Here is a 23,346-nt window from a genome sequence, read left to right as displayed (position 1 = left end):
CTTAATTCAACCAGCCCTTGACCCAATCCATCACCTCGCTGGCCGGCGCAGGCGCCGAGCCACCGCAAGCGGCGCCTGGCGCCGGCTCGCTGCCGCGAATATACGGCATCTGTACCGCACCAGGGCAACTGGCATCGGTGCCTTGCCCGGTATGGGGATCGATCCAGGCCTGGACAATGTTATCCGGTTGCGGCATGTCCAGGGGCAGCGGGTCGGATTTCTTCATGAAACTGGTCCAGACCTGCAAGGCACCGGTGGCACCGGTGAACGGTGTCTTGCCGTTGTCATCGCGCCCCAGCCAGACCACCGCCAGCAGATCCTGGCTGAAACCGGCGAACCAGCTGTCGCGCGAGTCGTTACTGGTACCCGACTTGCCCGCCAGCGTCAGGGTCTTGGGCAGCACATTGTAGGCACTGGCCCCGGTACCCTCGCGCATCACCCGCTGCATCGCCGCCTGGATCAGGTAGATCGAGCCCGGATCGAACCGTTGCTGGACCTGGAATGGGTAACGCTTGAGCGGTTCGCCCTCAGCCGTGAGGACGCTGCGGATGCCGCGCATCGGCGTATTGAAACCACCGTTGGCGAGGGTCTGGTACATGGTCGCCACTTCGATCGGCGTCATGCCACCGGCCCCCAGCAGGATCGCCGGATAGGCCGGGAACTCGCGAGTGATGCCCAGCCGGGCGACCGTCTTGAGCACGTTCGGCACACCGACTTCCAGGCCCAGGCGCGCCGTCGACAGGTTGTAGGAATGTGCCAGGCCCTGGTACAGGAAGATCGTGCCGTGGGAGCGGCGGTCGAAGTTCTGCGGTTTCCACACCTGCCCGTCCGCGCCCTTGACCGAGAAAGCCTCGTCCGACAGCCAACTGGTGAGGGTGTACTGGCTCGGCTTTTCCAGCGCGGTCAGGTAGACCGCCGGCTTGATCAGCGAGCCGATGTTGCGCACGGCGTCCAACGCACGGTTGAAGCCGGCGAAACCAGGCTGACGACTGCCGATCATGGCCTGGACCTCACCGGTTTCCGGGTTGGTCACCACCATCGCCGCCTCGACATCCTCGGCGCCCTTGCGAGCCCCCAGGCGCTTGAAGGTGTCATTGACCGAAGCCTCGGCCTTCATCTGCAGGATCGGGTCGAAACTGGTAAAGATCCGCAGCCCCTCCTCGGTCAAGTCTTCGTCGCGATAGTCTTCGCGCAGTTGCCGCTTGACCAGGTCGAGGAAGCCGGGGAACGAGCTGTCGGCCAGGCTGCCACGCTTGGTCACGCCCAGCGGCATTTTCTTCGCCGCCTCGGCCTGCTCGGTCGTCACCACGCCCTGCTGGGCCAGCAGGTCGAGCACCAGGTTACGCCGCTCCAGCGCGCGATCCGGATAGCGCCGCGGGTTGTAGTAGGACGGTCCCTTGACCATGCCCACCAGCAATGCCACCTGGTGCAGCTTCAACTCGGACAACGGCTGACTGAAGAAGAACTGACTCGCCAGGCCAAAACCGTGCACGGCGCGCTGGCCGTCCTGGCCGATGAAGACCTCGTTGAGGTAGGCCTCGAGAATCTCTTGCTTGCTGTAGTGCATCTCCAGCAGCAGGGACATCATTGCCTCGGTGAGTTTACGACTCAGGCTGCGCTCGTTGGTCAGGAAGAAGTTCTTCACCAGTTGCTGGGTCAGGGTACTGCCGCCCTGGCGCATCTGCCCGGAAGAGGTGTTGACCCAGATCGCCCGGGCAATCGACTTCGGCGAGACGCCGAAGTGATGGTAGAAATCCCGGTCTTCCACGGTCACCAGGGTTTCGAGCAGATACGGCGGCACCTGGTCGAGCTTGATCAGGATGCGGTCTTCGAGGTTTTTCGGGTAAAGCCCACCGATCAGCAGCGGCTCCAGGCGCACCACCGAAAGCTTCGCACCGTTGAGCCCGGCCAGTTCGGCCACGTAGTCGCCGGAGAAGCGCACACGTACCGGCTGGGCAGCCTCCATGCCCTCGTAGAACTGGAAGCCACGGGTATTCAGGTCGACCGTGTTGCCATTCACGGAAGCCGCGCCAGGGCCATTGACCGCCGGTTCGCGGCGATAGCCAAGGGCATCGAGTTCAGTGAGGAAATCGTCCTTGCTCAGCTTCTGGCCGACGAACAACTCCAGCGGCCGGGCATAGACCTTGGCCGGAATGGTCCAGCGCTTGCCGGAGAACTTCTCCTGCACCACGGCATCAAGGTAGACGGCAAAGCCGGCCAGCACCACGAGGCCGACCAGGCTGAGCTTGAGCGCCCAGCCGAGCCAGGGACGCAGGCCACCGGACGGAGGTTTGGGTTTGGAACGAGGGGATCGGGTACGAGTCATGGGCGCGGATTATACGCACTTTATTCATGATCAACATGCACACCCGGCGGTTTGCACTACCCGCCCCAGCGGCCATAATGACGCCCTTGAATTTCTGACCCCTGAAGGATCGCTCGTGAGCCAGTCCCTGATCGCCGCCCTGCAAAACCCGGCCCTCTACCCGCACCCGGTAGAAGGATTCCAGCTCATCGAAACTCACATTTCCTGGGTTCTGCTCACCGGGTCCTACGCCTACAAGATCAAGAAGCCGATGAACTTCGGCTTCCTCGACTTCACCGAACTGTCCGCTCGCGGACACTTCTGCAAGGAAGAACTGCGCCTTAACCAACGCCTGACGGACGACCTGTACCTGGAAGTCCTGCCAATTACCGGCAGTGCCGAGGCCCCGCAACTGGGCGGCGATGGCCAAGCCATCGAGTACATGCTGAAAATGCGCCAGTTCCCGCAAAGCCAGCTGCTCAGCACCCTGCAGGCCAACGGCGAGCTGACGGCCCGGCATGTCGACGAGATGGCTGAACAGATCGCACATTTCCACCAGAACGCCCCACAAGTGCCGCAGGAGCATTACCAAGGCACGCCGGAAGCGGTCATGGAGCCGGTGCGGCAGAACTTCGAGCAGATTCGTCCATTCCTGCAGGACAAGGCCGACCTGCTGCAACTCGACGCCCTGCAGGCCTGGGCCGAGTCCAGCTTCGAACGCCTCAAGCCGCTGTTCACCCAGCGCAAGGCCGAAGGTTTCATCCGCGAGTGCCACGGCGACATCCACCTGGGCAATGCCACCGTCATCGACGGCAAGGTGGTGATCTTCGATTGCATCGAGTTCAACGAACCGTTCCGTTTCACCGACGTCTATGCCGACACCGCCTTCCTGGCCATGGACCTGGAAGACCGTGGCCTCAAGAGCCTGGCCCGGCGCTTCATCAGCCAGTACCTGGAACTGACCGGCGACTACCAGGGCCTGGAGGTGTTGAACTTCTATAAAGCCTATCGTGCACTGGTACGGGCCAAGGTCGCCCTGTTCAGCCTGTCGCCAGAAGCGACAGCGGTGCAGCGCGCCACCACCCTGCGCCAGTACCGCAACTACGCCAATTTGGCAGAAAGCTACAGCACCATCCCATCGCGCTTCCTGGCGATTACTCACGGTGTTTCCGCAGTCGGCAAGAGCCACGTCGCCATGCGCCTGGTCGAAGCGCTGGGCGCGGTACGCCTGCGTTCGGATGTAGAGCGCAAACGGCTGTTCGGCCAGCAGCAGGGCGCCAAGGACGTCGGTACCGGCATCTATAGCCAGGACGCCAGCGCACAGACCTACCAGCGCCTGCACGAAATTGCCGACATCATCCTGCGTGCCGGCTTCCCGGTCGTGATCGATGCCACCTACCTCAAGCGCGTCCAGCGCGATGCCGCCGCCACGGTTGCCGAGGCTACCGGTGCACCATGCCTGATCATCGACTGCGACGCCCCGCAGGCGGTCATCGAGAGCTGGCTGGCGCAGCGCCAGGCCGACTCCACCGACCCTTCCGACGCCACCCTGGAGGTCATCGCCGCGCAACAGGCGTCCCGCGAGGCACTGGGGGCCGATGAAATCCTGCGCTCCAAGCGTGTCCAGACCAACGAAAGTGGCAGCCTCGACACCTTGATCGCGCAAATTCGCCTGCGTCTGCCAAACTTGTAAAAACTATTTCAGCCGTGAAGCCGCAACCGCTTCACGGTTGAAACATAGTGGCATTATACTGGCGTCATAAAACCAACGGGAGACGCCCCATGAGCCAGCCCAAGCTTCTCGATTCAGCCCTGTACGCCCTGCTGCATAAAGATGACGTTGCCGGCTTCAACAAGGCCCGTCCCAAGGATGGCCCGATCGACATGCGCGGCGGCGACTTCCGCGGTCTCGACCTGCGCGAACTGAATGCCGACGGGGTCGACTTCACCGACGCCTATTTCCGCTCCGCCGACCTGCGCGGGGTCGATTTCCAGAACTCCCGCCTGGAAGGTGCCAGCGTGGCCCATGCGCAGATCTCCGGCGCCTATTTTCCTGCGCAATTGAAGGCAGCGGAAATCCTGATGTCGGTTCAGTTCGGTACGCGGATGCGCTACGAGCCGGAGTAACCCGCCCGGCACGGCCACAGTCCCTGCAGTCCAGGCCAGCCCCTGCCCTGGATAGCGGCAGCTGTCGCGTTTTCCATTCCCGGCGCCACAGGACCTGCGCATTCTCGTGCTGGCCCTTAGAAGCTTTTGCGCCAAAACCGACCAACGAACCACGCTTTTCCTACTGACCGCTACACTCATTCCAGGCTTGCCTACTCTCGACAACGCAGCGTTCGGCCATCGCAAGGAGGCTTGATGAACGATGAACTGCAACATTTGAAAAACCTGGGCAAGACGTCGGCGCAATGGCTGCACGCCGTGGGAATCCACAGCGCATCGGACTTGCGTCGATTAGGGGCAGTGGACGCCTATCGCGCGGTGAGGACCCGGGGTTTTCGAGCTTCGAAGGTGTTGTTGTACGCCATCGAGGGCGCCCTGATGGACATACACTGGAATGACATCCCGCAGGAACGTAAAGAAGCCTTGAATAAACAATTGGAAGCGATATCGTCACGCCATAAAAACTGATTGTGCAGGTTTGTCATGTATCTACTCGGGGAGCAACCGGCCTACGCCGATGAATTGATCAATCGGCTGCAGAGCATTCCCGCTCGACTACTGGAAGGTTTGTCGCCTTGTGGCCAAGCCATCGAACTCGAACAGACTTCCGACCTCGCCCCGCTGCTGGCCGATGATCGGGTTTTCCTGATCGAAAGCGGCCTGGTGCACGCCAGGGTAGACGAGCGCCCGCTGTTCTACCTGCATGAGGGCGATCTGGTGGGACTGCGCCAGGGCATCGACTGGCCGCGTTGCCTGCTCAGCAGCGACAGCCCTTTGCGCCTGCTGCCCTACCTGCGCCGCGAGGTGTTCCAGCACATCTACGCCGACGAGTCTCGCAGCGAACTGCTGCTGCGTTACCTAGTGGGCCAGACCGCCCTGCTGTCGGACGCCGTCACTCGCCTCAAGCAACCAGAATTCCGCAGCAGCAATGGCTTCCAGCAGGTGGCGGCCGGTGAAGTGCTGATCCGCCAGGGCGACGATGCCGATCATGTGTTCATCATCATCGAGGGACATGCCGAGGCGTTTGTCGACGGGCACAAGGTCGGCGACGTCCCCAAGGACGAGATTTTCGGCGCAATGGCCGTATTTACCGGCGAAAAACGCAGCGCCAGTGTGATCGCCAGCCAGGCCTGTTCGATCATGCTGATCCCCAAGGAGCAGTTCCTCAACCTGACCCAGAGCAACCCACGCATCGCCCACAGCCTGATCCAGAGCATGGCGCGCCGGATCGACCTGTTGAACAAGGAAGTCACCCGCTTGAACGCCGCCAGGTCGTCAAACCGAGAACATGAATAACGCGGCGACAGACGGTCGCGAAAAAGCTGTTGACTTAGAAATGAGAATCGTTATGATTATCACAACTGATCGCGAGATCGGTTGGATTTTCTGAAGGACCTTGGTTCGGACTCTTCAGATTATCTCCTCATCAGGCTAATCACGGTTATTGACCCGGCTTTTTGCCGGGTCTTTTTTTTCCCGAATACATTCACGTTCGCCACCATCGCCTGCCGGAGCGGTAGTCCACTCCAACTGCGCCAGCAGCTCATCCAGCAGCCCCGAAGCGCCCAGGCGCACATGGTCGGCATTGACCCAACTCGCACCGAAACGGGCCTTCGCCAGCTCGATGTAGGTCCGGGCATCGCCCAAGGTGCGGATGCCACCCGCCGCCTTCAACCCCACCAGCCCGCCTCGCTCGGCAATCGCTTCGAGCATGATGCGCACGGCCTGTTCGGTGGCATTGATCAATACCTTGCCGGTGCTGGTCTTGAGAAAGTCGGCGCCGGCAGCGATTGCATCCTGGCTGGCCTGGCGAATCATCTGCGGATCGCGCAGCTCGCCGGTTTCCAGGATCACCTTGAGCCTGGCCCGCCCCGCACACAGTTCGTGACAAGCCGACACCATGGCCTGTCCCGTCTGCGTGTCGCCCATCAGCAGCGAACGATAGGGATAGACCAGGTCCACCTCGTTCGCCCCGGCCTTGAGTACCGACTCCGTTTCCGACACCACCGACGCGACGTTCGGCCCGCCATAAGGGAAATTGACCACCGTGGCCACCCGGACCACCTGCGCCCCGAGGCTGTCGAGTGTCTGCCGAGCCAGCGCGACGAACCGCGGGAAAACACATACCGCGGCGACAGGCCCAAAGGGCGTCACGGCCCGTCGACACAACGAAACGATTCGCTCGGCATCGTCGTCATTGCTCAACGAGGTCAGGTCGAGCAGGCTGATGGCCAAGTGGGCCAATTGCCAATCTGTCTGATTAGTCTGCTTCATGTTTGCTCCCGAATCCGATCATTGCATCAACGCGACCACCATCTGCGCTGGAAACGCCAGACGGCACGCGCAATACACGCCGTGGACACAATAAAGGAGTCATCAGGAGGAAATCGTGGTGCGCCAAGGACAAAGACCCGGACTACAAAAGAACAGGAGATATCTGTGTCTAGCGGCACAGATATCTCATGAAAAGCAGGCTACAAGCTCAGACAGAGGTCATTTCCGATCCAACCTACAGTTGATAGAAGGATTGACTGACGCAGCAGTCCGCCCTCCCCTCAGCGCGCAATGATCAGCGGATGCCCACGCTCAGGGTGAGACAACACCAACACCTCCAGGCCGAACACCGCCTTGAGTGTGTCGCCCTGCAAAACCTGCGCGGGACTGGCCAGGGCTCGGGGACGGCCACTTTCCAGAAGCAGCAGCCGATCGCAGTAACGCGCCGCCAGATTCAGGTCATGCAGGATGATCAGCACCGTGGCGCCACGGTCGGCAAACTCGCGAATCGCCTGCAGGGTGGTGTGCTGATGCAGGGGATCGAGCATCGAGGTCGGCTCGTCGAGCAGTAAGGTCTGGCCGGCATGCCCCGGCCAGAGTTGTGCGAGCACCCGCGCCAGGTGGACACGCTGGCGCTCGCCACCGGATAACGCCAAATAGCTGCGCCCGGCCAGATGAGCGGCATCGGCTGCTTGCAGGGCCTCGCTGATGATCTCCTGGTCTCGCCGTTGGCCGGTCTGGTGCGGCAGGCGCCCCATGCCGACGACCTCCTCGACGCGAAAAGCGAAATCAAGCGTCGAGGTCTGCGGCAATACCGCCAGGCGCTGGGCGCGCTGCGCGCCCTTCCAGTGAGCCAGGGGCTGCTGGTCCAGCCAGACACCGCCCTCGGTCGGCGCCAGTTCGCCACTCAGGGCGCCGAGCAACGTGCTCTTGCCGGCACCGTTCGGCCCAAGCACGCCCAGCAGCTCTCCTGGCTTGAGCTGCAGATCGATGTCCGCCAGCACGACCTGCGAGCCACGGCAGACCGTCAACTTCTCCGCTCGCAGCATCAGGCCCGCCCTCGCAATAGCAGATACAGAAAGAAGGGCGCCCCCAGGAATGCCGTCACGATACCGATCGGCAATTCCGCCGGGGCCAGCGCCAGGCGTGCCACCAGATCCGCGAACAGCAACAGGCCGCCCCCCGCCAGCACCGAGGCCGGCAGCAGTATCCGATGATCCGGACCGGCCAACAGCCGAACCAGGTGCGGTACCACCAGGCCGATGAAACCGATCATGCCCGCAGCCGCGACTGCCGCGCCAACGCCCAGGGCCGTGCACAGGACCAGCTCGCGCTTGAGCCCTTCGACATCGATACCCAGGTGACTGGCTTCCGACTCACCAAGCAGCAGTGCATTCAGGGCCTTGGCCCGACGTGGCAGCCAGAGCGCCACGCCGGCCGTGACCAGCAGCAGCGGCCACAGTCGCGCGTAGCTGGCGCCGTTGAGGCTGCCCAGGTTCCAGAAGGTCAGGGTACGCAAGGTCGCGTCGTCGGCCAGATAGGTGAACAGCCCGACCGCCGAGCTGGCCAGGGCAGTCAGGGCAATCCCCGCCAGCAACATGACGGCGACGCTGGTCTGGCCATTGCGCCGCCCCAACCGATAGACCAGCGCCGTCACCCCGAGTCCACCAAGAAAGGCGCAGAGCGACAACAGATAAGGCCCCATCATCTCCGGCAATCCGCCAAACGCCGCACCGCCGACAATCGCAATTGCCGCGCCGAACGCCGCCCCACTGGAGACGCCCACCAGCCCGGGGTCAGCCAGCGGATTGCGAAACAACCCCTGCATGGCGACGCCCGACAACGCCAGTACCCCACCCACCGCCAACCCCAGCAAGGTCCGCGGCAGGCGGATCTGCCCGAGGATCAGTTCGGCCTGCTCCAGCCCCTCGGCCGGCAGCGGAAAACCGAGCAGCCGCAAGGCCGCCCGCAAGACATCGATCAGGGGCAGGCTGACCGGCCCCAGCGCCAGCGACAGCCAGGCAGCCAGCAGACACAACAGGCCCAGGCCGATGAACAAGGCACGAGGCTTGACCAGCACGGTCATGGTGCGACCGGGGCCTTCGCGTAAAACTCATCGGTGAGTTTTTTCAGCGACTCGGGCAACCTCGGACCGAGCCCACCGACCAGCAGGGTCGGGTCAAGCTCGAAGACCCGACCGGTCTTGGCGGCCGGGGTCGAGGCAAGAATCGGGTTGTCTTTCATCAGCGCCTGGCGGGCAGCATCGCCCGTCAGGCTGCGATCGGCGAACACCAGCACTTCGGGGCTCAAACCGGCCAGGGCTTCGACCGAAAATGGCTTGTAGCCATTGTGGGTCGCCAGGTTATGCCCACCCGCCTGGGTCACCAACCACTCGGCAGCGGTGCCCTTGCCGGCGATCAGCGGCTTGCCACCAGCGCCCCCAATCAACAACAGCACGCCAGGCGATGATTGCCGGGCTTGCAGTTGCCTGACCGAAACCTGCTGCTGATCGAGCTGTTGCTGGTAGCCCAGGAACAATTGTGCGGCACGCTCTTCGTTACCCAGCAACTTGCCCAGGTGCTGCAGGTTGCCTTGCAGGGTCGGCAAATCCGGTTCGGCAGAGAACAGCTCGACCTGCACCCCGGCCCCACGGACCTGCGCCAATACCGGGGGCGGGCCCATTTCCTCTGTACCGATCAGAATCTGCGGGCGCAGGCTCAGGATGCCTTCCGCCGACAACTGACGCTGGTAACCGATACTCGGCAAAGCCTTGAGCGTTTCGGGGTGCCGGCTGGTGGTGTCGACGCCCACCAGCCGCGACTCCGCACCCAGTGCACTGACCCACTCCGACAACGCGCCACCGGCACTGACCCAGCGCTGCGGCAACTCACCTGCCAGCACCGCGTGGCTGAGCGATAACGCGGCTCCCAGGGCAATCAGACGTGAACTCAGACGCATGGGGCAAATATCCTTCGAAGGTGATCGAGCGACAAGGCCAAAGGTAGGAAGGCAACACTCTCCCCCTTGGGTAAACAGCTATTTGATAATTATTTGCATTTGACCGTCAACCTGAAACATCTCTTGTCACAGGCTTCGCCCCACACCTTCGATTGCCTTATCCTTCCCGTAGAAAGGCAAGAACAGCTTGCAAAGGATCGAGACAAAAAAGGTCGACATGAAATTTCTCTGCACTTCAGACACCCTCGCCAATAACAGCAGCCGTGGCTTCGAGCTGGACGGCAGCCCCTTGTTGGCCGTGCGTCGTGAAGGCCAGGTGTATGTCTACCGCAATCGCTGTCCGCATCGCGGCATCGCCCTGGAATGGCAACCCGACCAGTTTCTCGATGCCAGTGCCAGCCTGATCCAGTGCGCCAGCCATGGCGCACTGTTCCTGATCGAAAGTGGTGAATGCGTGGCCGGCCCGTGCGCCGGTCAAACGCTGACCGCACTGGCCTGCCGGGAAGACGCCGAGGGGGTCTGGGTGCGCGCCTAGAGCAGCACCGGCAAGCGCCGATCCACGCGGACTTCCTCGGCCGTCAGGCTGACACCGTAGGCGAGCACCTCGACCCCCGCCGCCACCGCCTCGCGCAGTGCCAGGGCGTAGGCCGGATCGATTTCCTGTGCAGGACGCACCGCCTCGATCCCCGTCAGGTTCACGCAATACAGTTGCACTGCCCGCACACCTTCCCGCGCCAGGGCGGCCAACTCGCGCAGATGCTTGGCGCCACGCTGGGTGACCGCATCGGGAAACGCCGCCACCGCAGTGCCGTCGAAACCCAGGGTAACGCTTTTCACCTCGACGAATGCGGAGCCGCTCGGGTAGTCAAGACGAAAATCGATCCGGCTGTTTTCCTGGCCGTAGGCGACTTCGCGCTTCAACCCGGTGAACCCGTCGAGCTCGCTGATCAGCCCGGCACGCAAGGCTTCCTCGATCAGCGGGTTGGCCCGCGCGGTGTTGATGCACGCCAACCGCCCCTGGGGGGTCTCGCCGATTTCCCAGGTACCGGGCAGTTTGCGCTTGGGATCATTGGAGCGGCTGAACCACACCTGCCCACCCTCGACCATGCAATTGAGCATCGAGCCGGTATTCGGACAGTGGATCGTCAGCAACTCGCCACTGGCGGTCTCGATATCCGCCAGGAAGCGTTTATAGCGCTTGATCAGCCGTCCTTCTTCGAGTGCGGGAGAAAAGCGCATCAGCCTTGCCAGCTCCGCAAGCCACGGGCGATCCGCTCCACCGCCTCCTGAAGACGCGGCAGGCTCTGGGTATAGGCAAACCGCACATGATGGCTGGCCAGGTGATGACCGAAGTCCAGGCCCGGCGTGAATGCCACATGTTCGGTCTCCAGGAAATGCTTGCAGAACGCGAAGGCATCGCCGCCAAACGCGCTGACATCCGCATAAAGGTAGAACGCCCCCTCGGGCTCAACCGCAATGCCGAAACCCAGCTCGCGCAGCGCCGGCAGGAGGAAATCCCGGCGCCGGGCAAATTCGGCCCGGCGCTCTTCGAGAATGCTCAGGGTGTCTGGTTCGAAACAGGCCAGGGCGGCATGCTGGGCCATGCTCGGGGCACTGATGTAAAGATTCTGCGCCAGCTTCTCGAGTTCTGGAACCGCCTCGGGGGGAGCCACCAGCCAACCCAGGCGCCAGCCGGTCATGCCGAAATATTTGGAAAAGCTATTCAGGACAAAAGCACTGTCGTCCACTTCAAGCACGCTGGTGGCGTCGCAACCATAGGTCAGCCCGTGGTAGATCTCATCAACCACCAAGTGGCCATCACGGGCCTTCACTGCGGTTGATAGTCCTGCCAATTCGTCACGGTTCAACAAGGTTCCGGTCGGGTTCGCCGGAGATGCAACCAAGGCGCCAACGCTGTCCTGGTTCCAATGACGATCCACCAGCTCGGCAGTCAGTTGGTAGCGGACATCCGGTCCGACCGGTACTAACTGTGCAGCCCCCTCGACCAGACGCAGGAAGTGGCGATTGCAGGGGTAGCCCGGATCGGCCAGCAGCCAGTGCTTGCCAGGGTCTACCAGCAGGCTGCTGGCCAACAGCAACGCACCAGAGCCACCCGGCGTGACCAGGATGCGCTGTGGATCGACGGTGAGCCCATAACGTTGCTGGTAGAAACCGGAGATCGCCTCGCGCAGTTCCGGCAGGCCGCGAGCGGCGGTATAGCGCGTCTTCCCCGCCGCCAGGGCGGCCTGGCCGGCCTGGATGATCGGCTGGGCGGTGGTGAAGTCCGGCTCGCCGATCTCCAGGTGGATCACGTCGTGCCCGGCAGCCTGCAACTCGTTGGCGCGCGCCAGCAGAGCCATGACGTGAAACGGTTCGATCGCGCGGCTGCGCGCACTGTAGGACTGAGTCATTGGCCTTCCTTGCATTCGTGTGGGCAAAATCGGGTTGGGCAAAATCTGATTTTACCCGACCATGAACGGCCGGGAACCTTTAAAACGTCGCCGAAGTCCATGAAGACCAATAGCGAAGCATTCCGACATCATGCCCAGCATTGACTAAAATGAATTATCGGCCTTTCCGTCCTGCCAGGCTCGACAACCGGGAGTAGCGCGCCCCGATTTGATCTGGTAAGTTCGCCCGCTTGCAGCCGCAGGGCCGGCAGGTGTCGGTGACGTTGAAATCCTGCGCAATGGATTAGAAGAGTAGAGGCGGTCCATTCATGCCCACCCAAGCAAAGCAGCAAAGCATCCAGTCGATCAGCGGCTTCGAACCCTATGTTGAAAGCAAGGGCGAGGAATACATGGGTGAGCCCATGCGCAAGCACTTCACTAAGATCCTGCAGAAGTGGAAGCAGGACCTGATGCAGGAAGTCGACCGCACCGTTGACCACATGAAAGATGAAGCGGCCAACTTTCCCGATCCCGTCGACCGCGCCAGCCAGGAAGAGGAATTCAGCCTCGAACTGCGCGCCCGCGACCGCGAACGCAAGCTGATCAAGAAAATCGACAAGACCCTGCAACTCATCGAGGATGAAGAGTACGGCTGGTGCGAGTCCTGCGGCGTCGAGATTGGCATCCGCCGACTGGAAGCCCGGCCGACCGCCGACATGTGCGTCGACTGCAAGACCCTTGCAGAAATAAAGGAAAAACAGGTCGGCAAGTAATCCTCGCCGAACTGAACGAACGGAGCGTGTGAACGCTCCGTTTTCGTTTCTGCGTTTGCTCGCATCACCTGCGGATTCTCCAGTACCCTGCTCGCCATGACTGCCCTGACTGCCTCTCCTGCCTATATCGGGCGCTTCGCCCCTACTCCCAGTGGACACTTGCACTTCGGCTCGCTGGTCGCGGCGCTGGCGTCCTACCTGGATGCCCGCGCGGTCGGTGGTCGCTGGCTGCTGCGCATGGAAGACCTCGACCCGCCACGGGAGGTGCCTGGCGCCCAGGCAGCGATCCTCGATGCGCTGGAGCGCTACGGCTTCGAGTGGGACGGCGAACTGATCCGCCAAAGCGACCGCCACGACGCCTACGCCCGGGTACTCGACCGCCTCTTCAGCCAGGGCTTGGCCTACGCCTGCACCTGCTCACGCAAGGAGCTGGAGGCCTATGGCGGAATCTATCCAGGCTTGTGCCGCAACCTCGGGCATGCCAGCGAAAACGCCGCCATCCGCCTGCGGGTCCCGGAACTCAACTACGGCTTCCAGGACAGGGTCCAGGGCGAGTTCCGCCAGCACCTGGGCCGCGAGGCCGGCGACTTCGTGATTCGTCGCCGCGACGGTTTCTATGCCTACCAGTTGGCGGTGGTGCTCGACGACGCCTGGCAAGGGGTGACCGACATCGTCCGCGGCGCCGACCTGCTGGACTCGACACCGCGCCAGCTCTACCTGCAGGAATTGCTCGGCCTGCCGCAACCACGCTACCTGCACGTCCCGCTGATCATCCAGCCGGACGGCAACAAGCTCGGCAAGTCGTATCGCTCCCCACCGCTGACCGGCGACCAGGCCACGCCGTTGCTGCTGCGTGCCCTGCGAACCCTGGGCCAGAAGCCCCCTGCGGAACTGGAGCAGGCCACCCCTCGGGAAGTACTCGACTGGGGAATTCGCCACTGGAATGCCACACTGATTCCACGGGTCGCGACCCTGGCCGAGGCGCAATTGCACTGACGCCTCTTGCAGGTTGGCGCCCATCCGTTACCATCGCCGCACGTTTTCGGGCACGTCATAAAAAAGAGAGGCCAGGATGTACATCTATCGATTGGTCCTGCTCCTGGTCGTCGGGATCTACCTGTTCTCGCCAGCGATCATGGATTGGTGGATCGACGCGACAGGCGCCTGGTATCGGCCTTACCTGCTCTGGCTGATCCTGATCGTCGTGACCTTCATCCTGCAGAGCCAAAAAGATGCCGATGAGCTTTAGCCTGACGCAGATGCTGCTGATCAGCGCCTTGTACATGCTGGCGCTGTTCGGCATTGCCTGGATCAGCGAACGGGGCGTGATTCCCCGCTCGATCATTCGCCACCCGCTGACCTACACCCTGTCGCTGGGGGTCTATGCCAGCGCCTGGGCGTTCTATGGAACCGTTGGCCTGGCCTATCAATATGGCTACGGTTTCCTCTCCAGCTACCTCGGTGTGTCCGGCGCCTTCCTGCTGGCACCGGTGCTGCTGTACCCGATCCTGAAGATCACCCGCACCTATCAGCTGTCATCGCTGGCCGACCTGTTCGCCTTCCGTTTTCGCAGCACTTGGGCCGGCGCACTGACCACGGTGTTCATGCTGATCGGCGTATTGCCATTGCTGGCGCTGCAAATCCAGGCGGTGGCCGACTCCATCGGCATTCTCACCCGCGAGCCGGTACAACATCGCGTGGCCCTGAGCTTCTGCGCCCTGATCACGTTGTTCACGATTTTCTTCGGTTCCCGGCATATCGCCACCCGGGAAAAACACCAGGGCCTGGTGTTCGCGATCGCCTTCGAGTCGGTGATCAAACTGGTGGCTATCGGCGGCGTCGGCCTTTATGCCCTCTACGGGGTGTTCGACGGTCCGCAACAGCTCGAGCTGTGGCTGTTGCAGAACCAGACCGCCCTCGCCGCCCTGCACACGCCGCTGCAGGAAGGCCCCTGGCGGACCCTGCTGCTGGTGTTCTTCGCCTCGGCCATCGTGATGCCGCACATGTATCACATGGCCTTCACCGAAAACCTCAACCCGCGCTCGCTGGTCAGCGCCAGCTGGGGCCTGCCCCTGTTCCTGCTGCTGATGAGCCTGGCCGTACCCCTGATTCTCTGGGCCGGCTTGAAGCTGGGCGCCACCACCAATCCGGAATACTTCACGCTGGGCATCGGCATCGCCGCCAACAACCCGGCCCTGGCCCTACTGGCCTACGTCGGCGGGCTCTCGGCGGCCACCGGGCTGATCATCGTCACCACCCTGGCGCTGTCCGGCATGGCCCTGAACCACCTGGTGCTGCCGCTCTACCAGCCGCCCGCCGAAGGCAACATCTACCGCTGGCTGAAGTGGACCCGCCGCGCCCTGATCGTCGCGATCATCATGGCCGGCTATGGCTTCTACCTGCTGCTGGGAGCTGAGCAGGACCTGGCCAACCTGGGTATCGTCGCCTTCGTCGCCACCCTGCAATTCCTGCCGGGGGTGCTCTCGGTCCTGTACTGGCCGACCGCCAATCGGCGCGGTTTCATCGCCGGCCTGCTGGCTGGCGTCCTGGTCTGGATGGTGACCATGATGTTGCCGCTGATCGGCAACCTGCAGGGTTTCTATATTCCCTTGCTGAACATGATCTACGTACTGAACGACACCAGTTGGCATATGGCGGCCATCGCCTCGCTGGCGGCCAACGTGCTGATGTTCACCCTGGTCTCGCTGTTCAGCAACGCCAGTGCCGAGGAGGCCAGCGCCGCCGAAGCCTGCGCGGTCGACAACGTCCGTCGCCCGCAACGCCGAGAACTGCATGCGGCCTCGCCCCAGGAGTTCGCCACGCAACTGGCCAAGCCGCTGGGGGCCAAGGCCGCGCAGAAGGAAGTCGAACAGGCCCTGCGCGACCTCTACCTGCCGTTCGACGAACGCCGCCCCTATGCCCTGCGTCGCCTGCGCGACCGGATCGAGGCCAACCTGTCCGGCCTGATGGGCCCCAGCGTGGCCCAGGACATGGTCGAGACCTTCCTGCCCTACAAGGCCGGTGGCGAAAGCTATGTCACCGAGGACATCCACTTCATCGAGAGCCGCCTCGAGGATTACCACTCGCGCCTGACGGGCTTGGCCGCCGAACTCGATGCCTTGCGCCGCTACCACCGCCAGACCCTGCAGGAACTGCCGATGGGGGTCTGCTCGCTGGCCAAGGATCAGGAGATCCTGATGTGGAACAGGGCCATGGAGGAGCTGACCGGCGTCGCCGCGCAACGGGTGGTCGGCTCGCGCCTGCCGACCCTGGGCGAACCGTGGAGAGGATTGCTGCAAGGCTTCATCAACCTCCCGGACGAACACCTGCACAAGCAGCACCTGGCGCTCGATGGTCAGACCCGCTGGCTGAACCTGCACAAGGCGGCGATCGACGAACCGCTGGCGCCCGGCAACAGCGGCCTGGTGCTGCTGGTCGAGGACCTGACCGAAACGCAGATGCTCGAAGACAAGCTGGTCCACTCCGAACGCCTGGCGAGTATTGGCCGCCTGGCGGCCGGTGTTGCCCATGAAATCGGCAATCCGATCACCGGTATCGCCTGCCTGGCGCAGAACCTGCGCGAGGAGCGCGAGGAGGACGGCGAGATCACCGAGATCAGCGGACAGATCCTCGAACAGACCAAGCGCGTCTCGCGTATCGTCCAGTCGCTGATGAGCTTTGCCCACGCCGGCAGCCACCAGCACAACGACGAGGCGGTGTGCCTGGCCGAGGTTGCGCAGGATGCCATTGGTCTGCTGGCCCTGAACCGACGCAATTTCGAAGTACAGTTCTTCAACCTCTGCGACCCGGACCATTACGTCGAGGGCGATCCGCAGCGCCTGGCCCAGGTGCTGATCAACCTGTTGTCCAATGCCCGTGACGCGTCGCCCGCCGGCAGCGCGGTACGGGTCAAGAGCGAAGCCTCCGAACATACCGTCGATCTGATCGTCGAAGATGAAGGCAGTGGTATCCCGAAGAACATCATGGATCGATTGTTCGAACCCTTCTTCACCACCAAGGATCCTGGCGAAGGCACCGGACTGGGCCTTGCACTGGTCTATTCCATCGTTGAAGAGCATTATGGACAAATCACCATCGACAGCCCGGCTGACACCGAAAGCCAACGTGGCACCCGTATCCGGATTACTTTGCCCCGTCATGTCGAAGCGACGTCCGCTGTGAACTGAGACCGTCGAGAGAACCGAATCAATGCCGCACATTTTGATCGTCGAAGACGAAACCATCATCCGCTCCGCACTGCGTCGCCTGCTGGAGCGCAATCAGTACCAGGTCAGCGAGGCCGGCTCGGTACAGGAAGCCCAGGAACGCTTCAGCATTCCCTCGTTCGACCTGATCGTCAGCGACCTGCGCCTGCCCGGTGCCCCCGGTACCGAACTGATCAAGCTCGGCCAGGGCACCCCGGTGCTGATCATGACCAGCTACGCCAGCCTGCGTTCGGCCGTCGACTCGATGAAGATGGGCGCGGTGGACTACATCGCCAAGCCTTTCGATCACGACGAGATGCTGCAGGCCGTGGCGCGTATCCTGCGCGATCGCCAGAACGGCCAGGCCGCCCCGGCAGAACGCAGTGCGCCGAAGAGCGGCGGTGCGGCGGAGAAATCCACCGGCGGTAACAGTAACGGCGAAATCGGCATCATCGGCTCCTGCCCTCCCATGCAGGATCTCTACGGCAAGATCCGCAAGGTCGCGCCCACCGATTCCAACGTGCTGATCCAGGGCGAGTCGGGCACCGGCAAGGAACTGGTCGCCCGCGCCCTGCACAACCTGTCCAAGCGGGCCAAGGCGCCGATGATTTCGGTGAACTGCGCGGCCATTCCGGAAACGCTGATCGAATCCGAATTGTTCGGCCACGAGAAAGGCGCATTCACCGGTGCCAGCGCCGGTCGTGCCGGACTTGTGGAAGCCGCTGACGGCGGCACCCTGTTCCTCGACGAAATTGGCGAACTGCCACTGGAAGCCCAGGCCCGCCTGCTGCGGGTGCTGCAGGAAGGCGAAATTCGCCGGGTCGGCTCGGTCCAGTCGCAGAAGGTCGACGTGCGCCTGATCGCCGCGACCCACCGCGACCTCAAGAGCCTGGCCAAGATCGGCCAGTTCCGCGAAGACTTGTATTACCGCCTGCACGTGATTGCACTGAAACTGCCCGCCCTGCGCGAGCGTGGTGCGGACGTCAACGAAATCGCCAACGCCTTCCTCGCCCGCCAGAGTGCCCGCATCGGCCGTAACGATCTCAAGTTTGCAGCGGATGCCGAGCAAGCGATCCGCCATTACTCCTGGCCGGGTAACGTCCGGGAACTGGAGAATGCGGTCGAGCGCGCGGTGATCCTCTGCGAGAACCCGGAAATCTCGGCCGATCTGCTGGGTATCGACATCGAACTGAGCGACCTCGAGGAAGAGGAATTCATCGGCCTCGCGCCGGTGCCCGGCAACCCGGCCAACACCAGCCATGAGCCGACCGAAGACCTGTCGCTGGAAGACTACTTCCAGCACTTCGTCCTCGAGCATCAGGACCACATGACCGAAACCGAACTGGCCCGCAAGCTCGGGGTCAGCCGCAAGTGCCTGTGGGAACGTCGCCAGCGCCTGGGCATCCCACGGCGTAAAACCGGGGCGACCAGCGAAAGCTGAGTGGGGGAGCCAGCCCCACGGGTAACACCCCCAGATGTGAAAAAACTGTTACCGCAGATTTTTCACGTAACAAAAGCCGGGTCTATCGGTAACGAAGCCCGGCTTTTTTTCGGGCCCCAAAAACCGAAAAATCCTCGAAACCCCCGGTTTTGCTGGACATCGAAAAAGTTGGCACGGCATCTGCTATATGCTTAGTACAAAAACAATAACAAGCAGACGTACAAGACAATAAAAATAAGACGAATCGACTCACGCATAACAAGAACAACACGGCGGAGGCGCAGCTAACTGATTCTTTTGGAGAGGCGTTGTATTTGGGGCTTGCCCCGCAACCAGGCTGAGAACAACAAGAACTGCACTCAAAGCAGAGCCTGAACTGGTTGGATCCACGGATCATGACGACACAGCGACCAAAGCAATCCGTTTGCTCTTATCTCCCGAATGGGAGGCGTCACAGGGTTAGAAACCCGTGACACAGGGCGATCAACAAAAACAAAAAGCCCGCGACCATAATAAAAAGAGCACGCAACTACTTCTGGGGGAGCTTCGGCTCCCCTTGTAGTTTCCGCAATATGCCCCATCAAGCCCGCCACACCTGGCTCCTGGCTCTCCTTGAGCACTCTCCCGCAGCGTCCTACACCATCCCTCGACTAAATGCTAGAATCCCCGCCCATCATGCGGCCATTTTCCGTGCTCGCCGAATATTCCTTCAAACAGTGCATCCCATGCTGAAGAAGCTGTTCCAGTCATTCCGTTCTCCCGTGCGTCGCACGCAACATAAGCGCAGCACCCCTGAAGTGCTTAACAGCAGCCAGCATTCGCTGCAAAAGGCCCAGTTCAGCCGGTATGCGGTGAATATCGTCGAGCGCCTGCAGAGTGCCGGCTACCAGGCCTACCTGGTCGGCGGCTGTGTACGCGACATGTTGCTGGGCATCACGCCCAAGGACTTCGACGTTGCCACCAGCGCCACGCCGGAACAGATTCGTGCCGAGTTCCGTAACGCCCGCATCATCGGGCGTCGGTTCAAGCTGGTGCACATTCACTTCGGTCGCGAAATCATCGAGGTCGCCACCTTCCGCGCCAATCATCCTCAGGATGAAGACGAGGAGGACAGCAACCAGTCCTCCCGCAATGAAAGCGGGCGTATCCTGCGCGACAACGTCTATGGCACCCTGGAAGACGACGCCCAGCGCCGCGACTTCACGATCAACGCCCTGTATTACGACCCGGTCAGCGAACGGATCCTCGACTATGCCAATGGCGTGCACGATATCCGCAACCGGCTGATCCGCCTGATTGGCGACCCGGTCCGCCGCTACCAGGAAGACCCGGTGCGGATGCTGCGGGCCGTGCGCTTCGCCGCCAAGCTCGATTTCGGCATCGAACGGCACACGGTCACGCCTATCCGCGACCTGGCAGCGCTGCTGCGCGAGATTCCGTCGGCGCGGCTGTTCGAGGAAGTGCTCAAGCTGTTCCTTTCCGGCCATGCCGCCGACACCTTCGAGATGCTGGTCGACCTGAACCTGTTCGAGCCGTTGTTCCCTGCCAGTTTCGAAGCGCTGGAACACAACCCGACCTACACCCATACGCTGATCAGCCAGGCGCTGATCAACACCGACCTGCGCATCAAGCAGAACAAGCCGGTCACCCCGGCGTTCCTGTTTGCCGCCCTGCTGTGGCCAGCGTTGCCAGCGCGGGTGCTGCGCCTGCAATCGCGTGGCATGCCGCCGATTCCGGCGATGCAGGAAGCTGCTCACGAATTGATCAGCGAGCAATGCCAGCGCATTGCGATCCCCAAGCGCTTCACCATGCCGATCCGGGAAATCTGGGACATGCAGGAGCGCCTGCCACGCCGCAGCGGCAAGCGCGCCGACCAGTTGCTGGACAACCCGCGCTTCCGCGCCGGCTACGACTTCCTGCTGCTACGCGAAACCGCTGGCGAGCAGACCGATGGCCTGGGTGAATGGTGGACCGATTACCAGGACGCCAATGACGCTGGCCGTCGCGACATGATCCGCGACCTCAGCGGCAAGGAAGACAGCAGTGGTGCGCCACGCAAGCGTCGACGCAGCAATGCCGGCAAGCGCAAGCGTACCGCCGGCTCGGAAGAGTGAAGTAATGGAGCGCGTCTATATCGGCCTGGGCAGCAACCTGTCCGACCCGGCAGAACAGTTGCGCAACGCGGTACAGGCCCTGGCCGAGCTGCCGGACAGTCAACTGGCCGGGGTTTCCGCGTTCTACCAGAGTGATTCGCTGCTGCCCGGCCAACCGCGCTATACCAACGCGGTGGCGGCCCTCGATAGTCGTCTGGCGCCACTGGATCTGCTCGACGCCCTGCAGCGCATCGAGATCGATCAGGGCCGCGAACGCCACGAACGCTGGGGCCCGCGCACGCTGGACCTGGATATCCTGTTGTTCGGTGAGCGCCTGATCGACGAACCGCGCCTGAAGGTCCCGCACTATCACATGCAGGCCCGTCCGTTCGTCCTGTACCCGCTGGCAGAATTAGCCCCGGCCGACCTGCAACTGGCCGATGGCCGCCGCTTGCAGACATTGCTCGCCGAATGCCCGTTCGTCGGCCTGGAGCGCCTGGCCCCGTAACTCTGCAGGAGCGCGACGTGCCCGCGAATTGGCCCTTGAAGCGTGCAAAAGCTTCGCGGGCAAGCCCCCGCTCCTACAGCTGGCTCGCTCCCCCACCTCTGTCGCCTCCTGCTGAATCGCATCAGTTACAGCGGTAACACTCCCCCCGTAACATTGCGGTAACACACACGATTGACTTCCCCTGTCCTCCTCACGACTATAGGCGTCCCGTTGCCGCCCCTGCGGCGTTGAAGGGCGCAATCCAGGCTTTATAAGCACGACAAAAGAACGTGCGCCTGTATAAATGACGAATCACGCGCGTTACTCGCAGTAATTTGCACAGCGCCTGAAGAGGACTTTTTCATGCCAGACATTACCCTGACCACCTTGCAAAGCCTCAAGCAGAAAGGTGAGAAAATCACCATGCTGACTTGCTATGACGCCACCTTCGCCCAGGCCAGTTGCGAGGCTGGCGTCGAAGTGCTGCTGATTGGCGATTCGCTGGGCATGGTTTCCCAAGGGCATGACAGCACACTGCCAGTGACTGTGGCCGAAGTCGCGTACCACACCGCCAGCGTCAAGCGCGGCAACCAGGGCGCGTTCATCGTCGCCGACCTGCCGTTCATGGCCTACGCCACCGTCGAACAGACCCTGCACAACAGCGCCCAGCTGATGCAGGCCGGCGCCAACATGGTCAAGGTCGAGGGTGCCGCCTGGCTGGCCGAATCCATTCGCCTGCTGGCCGAGCGTGGTGTGCCGGTGTGCGCGCACATGGGCCTGACCCCGCAGTCGGTGAACATCTTCGGCGGCTACAAGGTCCAGGGCCGCGGCGAGGCCCAGGCACGGCAGATGCGTGCCGACGCCATTGCCCTGGAACAGGCCGGTGCCGCGATGATCCTGCTGGAATGCGTGCCAAGCGACCTGGCGGCGGAAATCACGCAGGCGGTGAAAGTGCCGGTCATCGGTATCGGTGCCGGCAGTGCCACCGACGGCCAGGTGCTGGTGCTGCACGACATGCTTGGGCTGTCCATCAGCGGTCGCGTACCCAAGTTCGTGAAAAACTTCATGGCCGGCCAGACCAGCATCCAGGCCGCCCTCGGCGCCTACGTCAGCGAAGTCAAGGCGGTCACCTTCCCTGGACCCGAACATGGGTTTTCGGCATGAATACAGTAAAGACCGTCCGTGAACTGCGAGCCGCCGTCGCGCGCGCCCGCAGCGAAGGCAAGCGCATCGGCTTCGTCCCGACCATGGGCAACCTGCATGCCGGCCATGCCGCGCTGGTGACCAAGGCCGCACAGCGGGTCGACTTCGTGGTCGCGAGCATCTTCGTCAACCCGCTGCAGTTCGGCGCCAACGAAGACCTCGACAAGTACCCGCGGACCCTCGCCGCCGACCAGGAAAAACTGCTGGAAGCCGGCTGCCACCTGCTGTTCGCGCCAACCGTCGAAGAAATGTATCCCGATGGCATGGCCGGACAGACCCGGGTCAGCGTCCCGCAGTTGTCCGAAGGCCTGTGCGGCGCCAGCCGTCCCGGGCACTTCGAAGGCGTGGCGACCGTCGTCAGCAAGTTGTTCAACATGGTCCAGCCGGACCTGGCCGTGTTCGGCCAGAAGGACTTCCAGCAACTGGCGGTGATTCGCGCCCTGGTCCATGACCTGAACATGCCGATCCAGATCATCGGCGAGCCGACGGTCCGTGCCGCCGACGGCCTGGCACTGTCCTCGCGCAACGGTTTCCTCAGCGAAACCGACCGCGCCGCCGCCCCTGCCCTGTATCGTAGCCTGAGCCTGATCGCCACAGCCATCGAACAGGGAGAGCGTGATTATCCGAAACTGCTCGCCGAGCAAGCCAAGCTGATCGAGAGCGCCGGTTTGCGCGTGGACTACCTGGAAATCCGCCACGCCCTGAACCTGCGCACGGCTACCGCGCAGGACCGCGACCTGGTGATCCTGGTCGCCGCCTTCCTCGGCACCACCCGCCTGATCGACAACCTGCACCTTAACCTCGACACGCCAGCCTGAGCAGCGATTGCCCGGACCCCAGGGTTCGGGCAAACTGCCGCCGCACCTGGACTTCTATACGATTTCCGGACTCCTCGCCTGCCTGCCGGAAACCCGGATGAGTGCGAAAAAGTACCGGGAAAAGGACAGACAAAGCCAAGACAGATGCCTGCGCGAGGTTTACTGTAATCGCGCTGCGTCTCCAACCGTGCCGACGCAGGTTGCCGGACACTGCCACCCATAAGGGCAGGACG

21 protein-coding genes are annotated in these 23,346 nt (G+C 62.5%); 14 read left to right on the top strand and 7 right to left on the bottom strand.

The genetic code is table 11. The features are described 5' to 3' along the window. Window position 1: 1 nt before the first annotated feature. Window positions 2-2,326 (bottom strand): penicillin-binding protein 1B, encoded by a 2,325-nt coding sequence (gene mrcB / locus AC6I6U_RS07755; RefSeq protein WP_497881395.1) that lies wholly within the window; start codon window positions 2,324-2,326, stop codon window positions 2-4. 115 nt (window positions 2,327-2,441) lie between these two features. On the opposite strand from mrcB, the gene AC6I6U_RS07750 reads away from it, so the two are divergent. The 4 genes from AC6I6U_RS07750 to AC6I6U_RS07735 all read left to right on the top strand — a co-directional run bounded on the left by AC6I6U_RS07750 (window position 2,442) and on the right by AC6I6U_RS07735 (window position 5,767). Then, window positions 2,442-3,998 carry a bifunctional aminoglycoside phosphotransferase/ATP-binding protein gene (locus AC6I6U_RS07750; RefSeq protein WP_497881394.1) on the top strand — a complete coding sequence of 519 codons (1,557 nt, stop codon included), beginning with the start codon at window positions 2,442-2,444 and terminating at the stop codon, window positions 3,996-3,998. A gap of 89 nt (window positions 3,999-4,087) precedes the next feature. Continuing rightward, window positions 4,088-4,432, top strand: coding sequence for a pentapeptide repeat-containing protein (locus tag AC6I6U_RS07745; RefSeq protein WP_497881393.1), 345 nt, complete (start codon window positions 4,088-4,090; stop codon window positions 4,430-4,432). 234 nt (window positions 4,433-4,666) lie between these two features. Continuing rightward, window positions 4,667-4,939 (top strand): TfoX/Sxy family protein, encoded by a 273-nt coding sequence (locus tag AC6I6U_RS07740; protein WP_177090230.1) that lies wholly within the window; start codon window positions 4,667-4,669, stop codon window positions 4,937-4,939. A gap of 15 nt (window positions 4,940-4,954) precedes the next feature. Then, the gene (locus AC6I6U_RS07735; RefSeq protein WP_497881392.1) at window positions 4,955-5,767 is read left to right on the top strand and encodes a Crp/Fnr family transcriptional regulator; all 813 of its coding nucleotides are present in this window, start codon (window positions 4,955-4,957) and stop codon (window positions 5,765-5,767) included. Between the two features lie 135 nt (window positions 5,768-5,902). Here the strand turns inward: AC6I6U_RS07735 and deoC are convergent, their stop codons facing one another. The 4 genes from deoC to AC6I6U_RS07715 form a co-directional block, all read right to left on the bottom strand. Next, on the bottom strand, window positions 5,903-6,745 hold the full coding sequence (deoC, locus tag AC6I6U_RS07730; RefSeq protein WP_497881391.1) for a deoxyribose-phosphate aldolase: 843 nt from the start codon (window positions 6,743-6,745) through the stop codon (window positions 5,903-5,905). A gap of 281 nt (window positions 6,746-7,026) precedes the next feature. Beyond that, the gene (locus AC6I6U_RS07725) at window positions 7,027-7,794 is read right to left on the bottom strand and encodes a heme ABC transporter ATP-binding protein (RefSeq protein WP_497881390.1); all 768 of its coding nucleotides are present in this window, start codon (window positions 7,792-7,794) and stop codon (window positions 7,027-7,029) included. Further along, window positions 7,794-8,777 (bottom strand): FecCD family ABC transporter permease, encoded by a 984-nt coding sequence (locus tag AC6I6U_RS07720; protein ID WP_497883000.1) that lies wholly within the window; start codon window positions 8,775-8,777, stop codon window positions 7,794-7,796. The genes AC6I6U_RS07725 and AC6I6U_RS07720 overlap by 1 nt, the downstream gene beginning before the upstream one ends. Before the next feature lie 50 nt (window positions 8,778-8,827). After that, the gene (locus AC6I6U_RS07715; protein WP_497881389.1) at window positions 8,828-9,703 is read right to left on the bottom strand and encodes a heme/hemin ABC transporter substrate-binding protein; all 876 of its coding nucleotides are present in this window, start codon (window positions 9,701-9,703) and stop codon (window positions 8,828-8,830) included. Between the two features lie 217 nt (window positions 9,704-9,920). Between AC6I6U_RS07715 and AC6I6U_RS07710 the strand changes: the two genes are divergently transcribed. Then, entirely contained in the window at window positions 9,921-10,238 is a 318-nt protein-coding gene (locus AC6I6U_RS07710; protein WP_497881388.1) for a Rieske (2Fe-2S) protein, read from the top strand. Here AC6I6U_RS07710 and sfsA read toward each other — a convergent pair. Continuing rightward, window positions 10,235-10,942 (bottom strand): DNA/RNA nuclease SfsA, encoded by a 708-nt coding sequence (gene sfsA, locus AC6I6U_RS07705; RefSeq protein ID WP_497881387.1) that lies wholly within the window; start codon window positions 10,940-10,942, stop codon window positions 10,235-10,237. The two genes, AC6I6U_RS07710 and sfsA, sit on opposite strands and share 4 nt — an antisense overlap. Then, window positions 10,942-12,114: a pyridoxal phosphate-dependent aminotransferase gene (locus AC6I6U_RS07700; protein ID WP_497881386.1), complete on the bottom strand. Its 1,173-nt coding sequence runs from the start codon at window positions 12,112-12,114 to the stop codon at window positions 10,942-10,944. The genes sfsA and AC6I6U_RS07700 overlap by 1 nt, the downstream gene beginning before the upstream one ends. 308 nt (window positions 12,115-12,422) lie before the next feature. On the opposite strand from AC6I6U_RS07700, the gene dksA reads away from it, so the two are divergent. The 9 genes from dksA to panC all read left to right on the top strand — a co-directional run bounded on the left by dksA (window position 12,423) and on the right by panC (window position 23,113). Beyond that, on the top strand, window positions 12,423-12,866 hold the full coding sequence (gene dksA, locus AC6I6U_RS07695) for an RNA polymerase-binding protein DksA (RefSeq protein ID WP_497881385.1): 444 nt from the start codon (window positions 12,423-12,425) through the stop codon (window positions 12,864-12,866). Window positions 12,867-12,962: 96 nt separating this feature from the next. Next, window positions 12,963-13,862, top strand: a complete 900-nt coding sequence (gene gluQRS / locus AC6I6U_RS07690; RefSeq protein WP_497881384.1) for a tRNA glutamyl-Q(34) synthetase GluQRS — start codon at window positions 12,963-12,965, stop codon at window positions 13,860-13,862. A 76-nt stretch (window positions 13,863-13,938) separates the two neighbouring features. Continuing rightward, window positions 13,939-14,115, top strand: coding sequence for a hypothetical protein (locus AC6I6U_RS07685; RefSeq protein ID WP_003176118.1), 177 nt, complete (start codon window positions 13,939-13,941; stop codon window positions 14,113-14,115). Further along, complete coding sequence (locus AC6I6U_RS07680) at window positions 14,099-17,053, top strand: sensor histidine kinase (protein WP_497881383.1); 2,955 nt, start codon at window positions 14,099-14,101, stop codon at window positions 17,051-17,053. The genes AC6I6U_RS07685 and AC6I6U_RS07680 overlap by 17 nt, the downstream gene beginning before the upstream one ends. Window positions 17,054-17,075: 22 nt before the next feature. Next, window positions 17,076-18,512, top strand: a complete 1,437-nt coding sequence (locus AC6I6U_RS07675) for a sigma-54-dependent transcriptional regulator (protein WP_497881382.1) — start codon at window positions 17,076-17,078, stop codon at window positions 18,510-18,512. Window positions 18,513-19,237: 725 nt separating this feature from the next. Continuing rightward, window positions 19,238-20,626 (top strand): polynucleotide adenylyltransferase PcnB, encoded by a 1,389-nt coding sequence (locus AC6I6U_RS07670; protein ID WP_497881381.1) that lies wholly within the window; start codon window positions 19,238-19,240, stop codon window positions 20,624-20,626. A gap of 4 nt (window positions 20,627-20,630) precedes the next feature. Further along, on the top strand, window positions 20,631-21,113 hold the full coding sequence (gene folK / locus AC6I6U_RS07665) for a 2-amino-4-hydroxy-6-hydroxymethyldihydropteridine diphosphokinase (protein ID WP_497881380.1): 483 nt from the start codon (window positions 20,631-20,633) through the stop codon (window positions 21,111-21,113). 342 nt (window positions 21,114-21,455) lie between these two features. Further along, the gene (panB, locus tag AC6I6U_RS07660) at window positions 21,456-22,256 is read left to right on the top strand and encodes a 3-methyl-2-oxobutanoate hydroxymethyltransferase (RefSeq protein ID WP_497881379.1); all 801 of its coding nucleotides are present in this window, start codon (window positions 21,456-21,458) and stop codon (window positions 22,254-22,256) included. Beyond that, on the top strand, window positions 22,253-23,113 hold the full coding sequence (gene panC, locus AC6I6U_RS07655; RefSeq protein ID WP_497881378.1) for a pantoate--beta-alanine ligase: 861 nt from the start codon (window positions 22,253-22,255) through the stop codon (window positions 23,111-23,113). Before panB ends, panC begins: the two co-directional genes overlap by 4 nt. The last annotated feature ends 233 nt before the right edge of the window (window positions 23,114-23,346 follow it).

The organism is Pseudomonas sp. UTLPPB19802 (genome assembly GCF_059730225.1).
The sequence above is the reverse complement of the archived record's forward strand: the minus strand, read 5'-3'. Positions and strand labels throughout refer to the sequence as shown.

Bases quoted from the DNA above. Each gene is read 5' to 3' on its own strand.
- mrcB (WP_497881395.1), bottom strand. From the start codon at position 2,326: ATGACTCGTACCCGATCCCCTCGTTCCAAACCCAAACCTCCGTCCGGT.
- AC6I6U_RS07745 (WP_497881393.1), top strand. From the start codon at position 4,088: ATGAGCCAGCCCAAGCTTCTCGATTCAGCCCTGTACGCCCTGCTGCAT.
- AC6I6U_RS07740 (WP_177090230.1), top strand. From the start codon at position 4,667: ATGAACGATGAACTGCAACATTTGAAAAACCTGGGCAAGACGTCGGCG.
- AC6I6U_RS07735 (WP_497881392.1), top strand. From the start codon at position 4,955: ATGTATCTACTCGGGGAGCAACCGGCCTACGCCGATGAATTGATCAAT.
- deoC (WP_497881391.1), bottom strand. From the start codon at position 6,745: ATGAAGCAGACTAATCAGACAGATTGGCAATTGGCCCACTTGGCCATC.
- AC6I6U_RS07725 (WP_497881390.1), bottom strand. From the start codon at position 7,794: ATGCTGCGAGCGGAGAAGTTGACGGTCTGCCGTGGCTCGCAGGTCGTG.
- AC6I6U_RS07715 (WP_497881389.1), bottom strand. From the start codon at position 9,703: ATGCGTCTGAGTTCACGTCTGATTGCCCTGGGAGCCGCGTTATCGCTC.
- AC6I6U_RS07710 (WP_497881388.1), top strand. From the start codon at position 9,921: ATGAAATTTCTCTGCACTTCAGACACCCTCGCCAATAACAGCAGCCGT.
- sfsA (WP_497881387.1), bottom strand. From the start codon at position 10,942: ATGCGCTTTTCTCCCGCACTCGAAGAAGGACGGCTGATCAAGCGCTAT.
- AC6I6U_RS07700 (WP_497881386.1), bottom strand. From the start codon at position 12,114: ATGACTCAGTCCTACAGTGCGCGCAGCCGCGCGATCGAACCGTTTCAC.
- dksA (WP_497881385.1), top strand. From the start codon at position 12,423: ATGCCCACCCAAGCAAAGCAGCAAAGCATCCAGTCGATCAGCGGCTTC.
- gluQRS (WP_497881384.1), top strand. From the start codon at position 12,963: ATGACTGCCCTGACTGCCTCTCCTGCCTATATCGGGCGCTTCGCCCCT.
- AC6I6U_RS07685 (WP_003176118.1), top strand. From the start codon at position 13,939: ATGTACATCTATCGATTGGTCCTGCTCCTGGTCGTCGGGATCTACCTG.
- AC6I6U_RS07680 (WP_497881383.1), top strand. From the start codon at position 14,099: ATGCCGATGAGCTTTAGCCTGACGCAGATGCTGCTGATCAGCGCCTTG.
- AC6I6U_RS07675 (WP_497881382.1), top strand. From the start codon at position 17,076: ATGCCGCACATTTTGATCGTCGAAGACGAAACCATCATCCGCTCCGCA.
- AC6I6U_RS07670 (WP_497881381.1), top strand. From the start codon at position 19,238: ATGCTGAAGAAGCTGTTCCAGTCATTCCGTTCTCCCGTGCGTCGCACG.
- folK (WP_497881380.1), top strand. From the start codon at position 20,631: ATGGAGCGCGTCTATATCGGCCTGGGCAGCAACCTGTCCGACCCGGCA.
- panB (WP_497881379.1), top strand. From the start codon at position 21,456: ATGCCAGACATTACCCTGACCACCTTGCAAAGCCTCAAGCAGAAAGGT.
- panC (WP_497881378.1), top strand. From the start codon at position 22,253: ATGAATACAGTAAAGACCGTCCGTGAACTGCGAGCCGCCGTCGCGCGC.